Annotated in this window: 6 protein-coding genes; 2 read left to right on the top strand and 4 right to left on the bottom strand. The window is 76.4% G+C overall.

Annotated features, from left to right (window positions below; translation table 11 throughout):
• Window positions 1–550 precede the first annotated feature (550 nt).
• Window positions 551–952 (top strand): cupin domain-containing protein, encoded by a 402-nt coding sequence (locus NH602_RS26260; RefSeq protein ID WP_253069184.1) that lies wholly within the window; start codon window positions 551–553, stop codon window positions 950–952.
• Window positions 953–966: 14 nt separating this feature from the next.
• Here the strand turns inward: NH602_RS26260 and NH602_RS26255 are convergent, their stop codons facing one another.
• The 4 genes from NH602_RS26255 to NH602_RS26240 are packed head-to-tail and all read right to left on the bottom strand — an operon-like array spanning window position 967 to window position 6,137.
• Entirely contained in the window at window positions 967–1,998 is a 1,032-nt protein-coding gene (locus NH602_RS26255) for a PHP domain-containing protein (RefSeq protein WP_179760799.1), read from the bottom strand.
• 10 nt (window positions 1,999–2,008) lie between these two features.
• Window positions 2,009–3,595 carry a CHAD domain-containing protein gene (locus NH602_RS26250; RefSeq protein ID WP_179760800.1) on the bottom strand — a complete coding sequence of 529 codons (1,587 nt, stop codon included), beginning with the start codon at window positions 3,593–3,595 and terminating at the stop codon, window positions 2,009–2,011.
• A gap of 60 nt (window positions 3,596–3,655) precedes the next feature.
• The gene (locus NH602_RS26245; protein WP_161152645.1) at window positions 3,656–5,143 is read right to left on the bottom strand and encodes an FAD-binding oxidoreductase; all 1,488 of its coding nucleotides are present in this window, start codon (window positions 5,141–5,143) and stop codon (window positions 3,656–3,658) included.
• 40 nt (window positions 5,144–5,183) lie between these two features.
• A complete protein-coding gene (locus tag NH602_RS26240; protein WP_253069183.1) occupies window positions 5,184–6,137 on the bottom strand; it encodes an NAD(P)/FAD-dependent oxidoreductase in 954 nt (317 codons plus the stop codon).
• Between the two features lie 73 nt (window positions 6,138–6,210).
• Here NH602_RS26240 and NH602_RS26235 point away from each other — a divergent pair, with 73 nt between their 5' ends.
• Window positions 6,211–6,822, top strand: a complete 612-nt coding sequence (locus tag NH602_RS26235) for an MSMEG_1061 family FMN-dependent PPOX-type flavoprotein (protein ID WP_179760801.1) — start codon at window positions 6,211–6,213, stop codon at window positions 6,820–6,822.
• The last annotated feature ends 82 nt before the right edge of the window (window positions 6,823–6,904 follow it).

Below are 6,904 nucleotides of genomic sequence, written 5' to 3'. Positions count from 1 at the left end.
GCGCGGCCGCGCCGCTGTCGTCCCGCGGGGGCACCGGGTCGTCGGCGACGGTCCGGGTCACGGCGGCCGCCGGAGCCGCGGATGCCGCCGACGCCGTCGACGCACCGGCCGTCGTGACCGCCGACAGCGCGAGCGTCGCGGCGAGCACCGCCACCGTCGTCCTGGTCCTGGTCCGCACCGTGGATCACTCCCGTCACTCGGTCACCTGCGGTCCCATCTCACGTGCGGTGGGTGAGGAGCACCAGTCGAACCACCCGTCCGGGGAGCGCGCGGACGGGTGGGATGCGGTCGCCCGTGGACGGACGGTGATCCTCCTGCGGGTACCGGTGACATCGGGTGACCGACCGGTGCGCGACGGCGGGTGTGGCACCCGTCGCCGCGCGGGGCGCCCCGCGGACGGAGGTGTCGCACCCCGGCGGGGGCTCCCGCACCCGCCGCGACGGGTGCGGCGACCGCACCAGGGGTGCGACGCGCCCCGGGGCCGATGCCCCGGGGCGCCCCGGGGTGGGGACCGGGGACGGACCGCGCGTCCGCCTGCCACAGTGGCGGCGTGGCTCGCCCCGACCTCGCCGTCGCGCTGGACCTCGCCCCGCACCCGGAGGGTGGCTGGTACCGGCGGACCTGGACCTCACCGGTCGTCGTCGCGACCCCGTACGGTCCACGCCCCTCGGCGACGGCGATCCTCTACCTCTTCGACGCCCCCGGCCGGTGGCACCGCGTCCGGTCCACCGAGCTGTGGTGCCGGCACTCGGGTCCCGAGGCGGACCTGGTCCTCGGTGGTGACGGACCGGACCCCGTCCCCGGCGCCCGGTTGCGGCTCGGGCCGGCCGGCCCGCAGCAGGAGGTCCCGCCCGGGGTGTGGCAGCGGGCGGAGCCGGCGGGGCCGGGGGCGGTCCTGGTCAGCTGCGTCGTCTCACCCGGCTTCGACGTCGCCGACTTCGAGCTGCGCTGACCCGGCACCGGAGGTCAGCGCAGCAGGCCCGCGAGGTCGCGGGTGTTGCGGATCCGCTCCGGGTCCACCCCGCAGGCGACGGCGCGGGCGCAGCCGTGGTCGAGCCAGTCGAGCTGCCCGGGGGCGTGCGCGTCGGTGTCGATCGTGAACTCGCACCCGGCCTCGACGGCCAGGCGCAGCAGCCGCTTGGGCGGGTCGAGGCGCTCGGGCCGGGCGTTGATCTCCACGGCGACGCCGTGTTCCGCGCAGGCGGCGAAGACGGCGTCGGCGTCGAACTCGGACTCGGGGCGCGTGCGGCGGCCGGTGACCATCCGGCCCGTGCAGTGCCCGAGCACGTCGACGTGCGGGTTCGCGACGGCGGTGAGCATCCGCTCGGTCATCTCGTCGCGGGGCATCCGCAGCTTCGAGTGCACGCTGGCCACCACCACGTCGAGCGAGGCGAGCAGGTCCTCGGACTGGTCGAGGGCGCCGTCGTCGAGGATGTCCACCTCGATGCCGGTGAGCACCCGGAAGTCCGACCCGGACGCGGTGATCCGCTCGTTGAGCTGCGCGATCTGCTCGACCTGGCGCCGCAGCCGGTCCGCGGACAGCCCGTTCGCGACGGTCAGGCGCGGCGAGTGGTCGGTGACGACGAGGTAGTCGTGGCCCAGCCCGATCGCGGTCTCGGCCATCTCGGCGAGCGGGGAGCCGCCGTCGGAGGCGTCGGTGTGGCTGTGGCAGTCCCCGCGCAGGCCCTCGCGCAGCCGCAGCGCCGCCTCGGCCAGGGGCACCCCGGTGGCGTCGGCGCGGGCGACGGCGTCCTCCAGCCGTCGCAGGTAGACCGGTTCCTCCCCGGCGACGGACTCCCCCACGCAGCGCGCGGTCACCTCGCCGACACCCTTCAGGTCCGTGAGGCCGCCCGAGGCGTGCAGCCGGGCCAGCTCCTCGGCGTCGCGACCGCGCAGCGCGCCGGCCGCGGTCCGGAACGCGCGCACCCGGTAGGTCGACTCCTGGGCGCGTTCGAGCAGGAACGCGATCCGGCGGAGGTCGGCGACGGCGTCTCTCACCCCGCGCAGGCTAGCGGCGCATCCACCGGCGGGCGCGCCGCGTCCACGCCGTCTCCCACACCGTGGGCAGCCTGCGCTCCAGGTCGAGCATCGTCGCGGTGTCCCGGCCGTGCAGCACACCGAAGGTGAACCCGTTGTCCCGCTCGGCGCCGGCGCGGGCCCCGAGGGTCCGCAGGGTCTCCCGGGAGACGACGGCGTCCTGGTGCTCGCCGAGCACGTCGGAGACCTTCTTGAGCCGCTTCGCGAACGCCCGCGCGTCCTTCCCGACGCTGGGCCGGGCGACCTCGGTGGCGTAGCGGAGCTGCTTGCCGGTCTTGCGGGCGTCGTGCAGCGAGTCGGGGGCGACCTGACCGGCGTCGAGGTCGGCCAGCGCGCGTTCCATCCGCCGCTCCAGTTTGCGGGCCGTACGGCCCACCATCGCGGGAAGGACGGTGGTCGCGGGCTTGCGGGCCCGGCGCGACAGCGGCGGGTCGGCGAGCAGCCGGCGCAGCGCGCCCTGCAGCGCGGCGTAGCGCTCCCCGTCGATGATGTCGAGCACCGCCGCCCCGGTCTCGGCGCGGGTGCGGGCGAAGTGCCGGGTGACGGCGGCCTGCACCGGTCCCAGCAGCAGCTCCGGCTCCAGCGCGCTCAGCCGGGCGTTCAGGCGCTCCTCCTGGACCTCGGCGTCGCGTTCACCGGCCAGCGCCCGGCCCAGCCAGCGCAGCTCGGCGACCACGTGCGCGACCCGCGGGCCCTCCAGGAGCCCCGCGTAGGTACGCAGCGCGCTGCGCATCCGGCGGGCGGCGATGCGCATCTGGTGCACCGCGTCCGGGCGGTCGGCGCGCAGGTCCTGCTCGCGCGCGGCGAGCGCGTCGACCTGGTCCCCGAGGTAGCGCAGCAGCAACGCACCGGCGCTGCCCGTGCGCCCGGTCCGCCGCGGCGGGTCGACGGGCGCCGCCTCGGCCAGAAGCGCGGTCAGCCGGGCGTAGCCGCCGCGCGGGGCACGGACGAGGCCGGTGGTGCGCAGGGCGTCGTCGAGCTGCTGCAGCAGGGCGGTCCCGGCCGTCCCCGGTTCGACGACGGCCTCGGTCCAGCTCTCGACGGTCGCCGACCCGCCCAGCGTCGCGACGTCGACCTGCTCGCGGGTCAGGGTGGCCAGGTCGCGTCCGGCGTCGTCGCGCATCCTGCTGACGGTGCGGGTGACGTGCACCCGGCCCACCGGCACCAGCGGCGCGTCGCCGCGGACCCGGCGGACGAGCGCGTCGATGCCGTCGGGGACCGACCGGTCGGCGACGCCCTCGACCTCGCTGCCGGACAGCGGGACGCGCAGGTCGTCGTCGGGGCCGGCGTCGGGCAGCCGCAGCACCCAGACCGAGCCGGGCGGCACCACCGAGGCCCGGTCGGGCACCACGTGCTCGACGACGAGCTCGATGCCCGCGGAGAACAGCCGCAGGTCGGCGGTGTCGAGACGTTCGACCTCGCGCACCTCGGCCGCCACCACCGGCACCACCTCGTGCACGCCGTCCACGCCGGACAGCCGCGGCGCACCGGTGTGCGCAGGACCCCGGTAGGTCAGGGCGAGCGCGGACGGGACCAGGGCCGGGTCGGTCGTACTCATCCTCCGGAGTTCCCCGGTACGGGGACGATCACGCGCGGCCATCCGGGCGATGCGGCCGGTTCAGACGGCCTTGCCCGGGTTCAGGATGCCGTCCGGGTCGAGGGCCGCCTTCACCGCCCGCTGCAGGGCGAGCACCTCCGGGCCGAGCTCGCGCTCCATCCCGTCGCGCTTGAGCAGGCCGACGCCGTGCTCGCCGGTGACCGTCCCGCCCAGCTCGACGGCCGCGCCGATGATCTCGTCGAACGCGGCGCGGGTGCGGTCCCGGGCGTCCGGGTCGTCGTGCGGGGTGAGCATCAGCGGGTGCAGGTTCCCGTCGCCGGCGTGCGCGACGGTCGCGATCCGGACCCCGCGGCGACGGCCGATGTCCTCGATCCGGGCGAGCATCTCGGCCATCCGCGGCCGGGGGACGCAGACGTCCTCGGTCAGCATCCCCATCCCGAGCTGCTCCAGCGCCGGGTAGGCCATCCGGCGGGCGGCGAACAGCGCCTCGGACTCGGTCTCGTCGGTCGAGGCCATCGCCTCGGTCGCCCCGTGCGCGGTGAACGCGGCCAGGATCGCGTCGGCCTCGGCCTGTGCGGCGGGCTCGGGCAGGTCGGTCTGGGCGATCAGCAGCGCCGCGGCACCGGTCGGCAGGCCCGCGTTGCGCCACGCGTTGACCGCGGCCAGGCACTCCCGGTCGACCAGCTCGAACACCGCGGGCTGCAGCCCCTGTTCGGTGACGGCGGCGACCGCGGCCCCGCAGTCGGCGAGGGAGTCGAAGAACCCGACGACGGTGCGCGGTGCGGCCGGGCGGGCGGGGCGCAGCTTCACGGTGATCTCGGTGATGATCCCGAGCGTCCCCTCCGAGCCGACCATCAGACCGGCGAGGTCGTAGCCGACGACCCCCTTCGCGGTGCGCCGCCCGAGCCGCACGACCTCACCGGTGGCGGTGACGACCTCGAGGGCGAGCACGTAGTCGCGGGTGACGCCGTACTTCACGCAGCACAGCCCGCCCGCGTTGGTCGCGACGTTGCCGCCGATCGTCGACCAGGGCGCCGACGCCGGGTCCGGCGGGTACCAGAGGCCCTGCTCCGCGCAGGCGGCCCGCAGGTCGTCGTTGACCACCCCCGGTTCGACGACGGCGAGCCTCTCCCCGGCCGAGATCTCCCGGATCGCGGTCATCCGTTCCAGGCTGACCAGGACACAGCCGTCGACCGCGTTCGCCCCGCCGGACAGCCCGGTGCCCGCGCCCCGCGCGACGACCGGGACCCGGTGGGCCGCACAGGCCCGCACGGTCGCGGCGACGTCGGCGGTGGTCCGTGCCCGCACCACGCAGAGCGGCGTTCCGTACTCGGCCCACTCGGCCTCGTCGTGGACGTAGGGGCGCACGACATCGGGGTCGGTGAGGACCCGGTCGGCGTCGAGCGCGGCGGCCAGCTCGGCGAGCACCGCGCGCCCGGCGGCGTCCGGGCCGGAGGCGTCGAGCTCCGCGGGCACGGTGGACCCGCCGAACGGCCGTCCCTCCGGTTCGACGACGACGGGGGCGGCAGCGGTGGCGCGGTCGGGCATGCCCACGACGGTAGGTCGCCGACACCGACGCGGCCAGGGCTCAGCGACCCAGGCGTCCCGCGAGCTCCCCGGCCAGCTCCAGCCCGGACAGCCAGGCCGTCTGCACCCGGGACCGGCCCCAGCCGTCCCCGGCCAGGGCGACGCCGTCGTCGTCGAGGTGGAAGGTCTGCTCCCGCGTGCCGGCGGGGGCGGCGAAGCGCCAGCGGTGCACGTGCGTCCAGTCCGGCTCCGCGGTGATGCCCAGCAGCTCCCGGAGGGCGGCGGTCATCGCGGGCACCGCGCCGGCGGGGTCGGCGTCGTGGGCGCGGGCGAGGTCGCCGGTGGAGTGCGCGACGAGTACCGGGGCGTCGTCGCCGCGGCGGTCGCCGTCGTCGGCGACGAGGGACAGGACGGGGTGGTCGTTGACGAACGCGGCGGGCAGCCGCGGCCAGTCCCGCGCGGCGAACCCGGCGGTCAGGGCGAGCACCGGGTTCCACTCCCGACCGGCGACCGCGGCGCCCGCGGGGGTGTCCGGGTCGAGCAGCCGGGCGGCCTGCGGGTCGGGCATCGCCAGCACGACGGCGTCGGCGCGCTCGCCGTCGACGGTCGGGCCGTCCGGGCCGGGGCGGACCCGCTCGACGGTGCGGCCGGTGCGGACGACGAGGTCACGGGCGGTGTCGGTGACCAGCGACCGCAGCCCGGCCGGTGCCGCGAACCGCAGCGGACCCGGGTTGTCCGCGCCCCGGACCGCGCTGTCGAACACCGCGAGGGTGTCGGTCCACCGGCGGACCAGGCCGTCGTCGCGCCAGCGGCGGACGCGGGCGTCGAACCGGTCGTCGGAGACGGTGAAGTAGGCGGCGCCGATGTCGGCGGGACGGCCGTCGTGGCGGTGCACCGCGAGCCGTCCCCCGGCTCCGCGGGCCCGCTCGTACACCGTCACGTCCACGCCGCGGGCGACCAGCTCCGCGGCGCAGGTCACCCCGGCGATGCCGGCCCCGATCACGATCACGCCCACACCGGGACCCTAGGCGGGGGTCGCCCCGGGAGCACGCCCACGGTTAGGGTGACCTAACAACGAGGGGGATGCGATGGAACACGTGACCGACGAGGCCAGGCTCCGGGAGATCATCGGCGAGGTGCCCGGGTTCATCCGGGACAAGGCACGCGACCGGGTCGATCCGGTGACCGCGGAGTTCCTGGCCGCGGCGCCGTTCTTCCTGCTGGCGACGACCGGGCCGGACGGCGTCGACGTCTCGCCCCGGGGCGACCCGGCGGGCTGTCTGCTGGTCCTCGACGAGCACACGATCGCCTTCGCCGACCGCAAGGGGAACCGCAGGCTCGACTCGATGCGCAACATCCTGCACGACCCCCGGGTCGGGATGATCGTCGTCGTGCCGGGGTCGAACGACACCGTGCGGATCAATGGGCGGGCCCGGATCGTGCACCGGCCGGACTTCGCCGACCGGCTCACCGTGCAGGGCTCGACGCCCGAGGTGGCGATCGTCGTCGAGATCGACGAGCTGTTCCTGCACTGCGCGAAGGCGTTCCTGCGCTCGTCGCTGTGGGACACGGCGACGTGGCCGGGCAAGGGCGCGGTGCCCAGCGCCGGGAAGCTGGTGAAGGGCCAGTACCAGGTGCCCGGTCCGGCGCGGGCGATCGACGCGGCGCTGCGCCGCGACGGGCGGGTCAACCAGTACTGACCCGGCCGGCGCCGGTGGCCGCGTCGAGCAGGGCGGCGACGCGGTCGTGCCGGTCGCGCCACCACGCGGCACGGTCCGGGGC

This window comes from Pseudonocardia sp. McavD-2-B, assembly GCF_024124365.1.
In the GTDB taxonomy this organism is placed as follows: Bacteria; Actinomycetota; Actinomycetes; order Mycobacteriales; family Pseudonocardiaceae; genus Pseudonocardia; species Pseudonocardia alni.
This window is presented reverse-complemented; position numbering and strand designations above follow the sequence as displayed.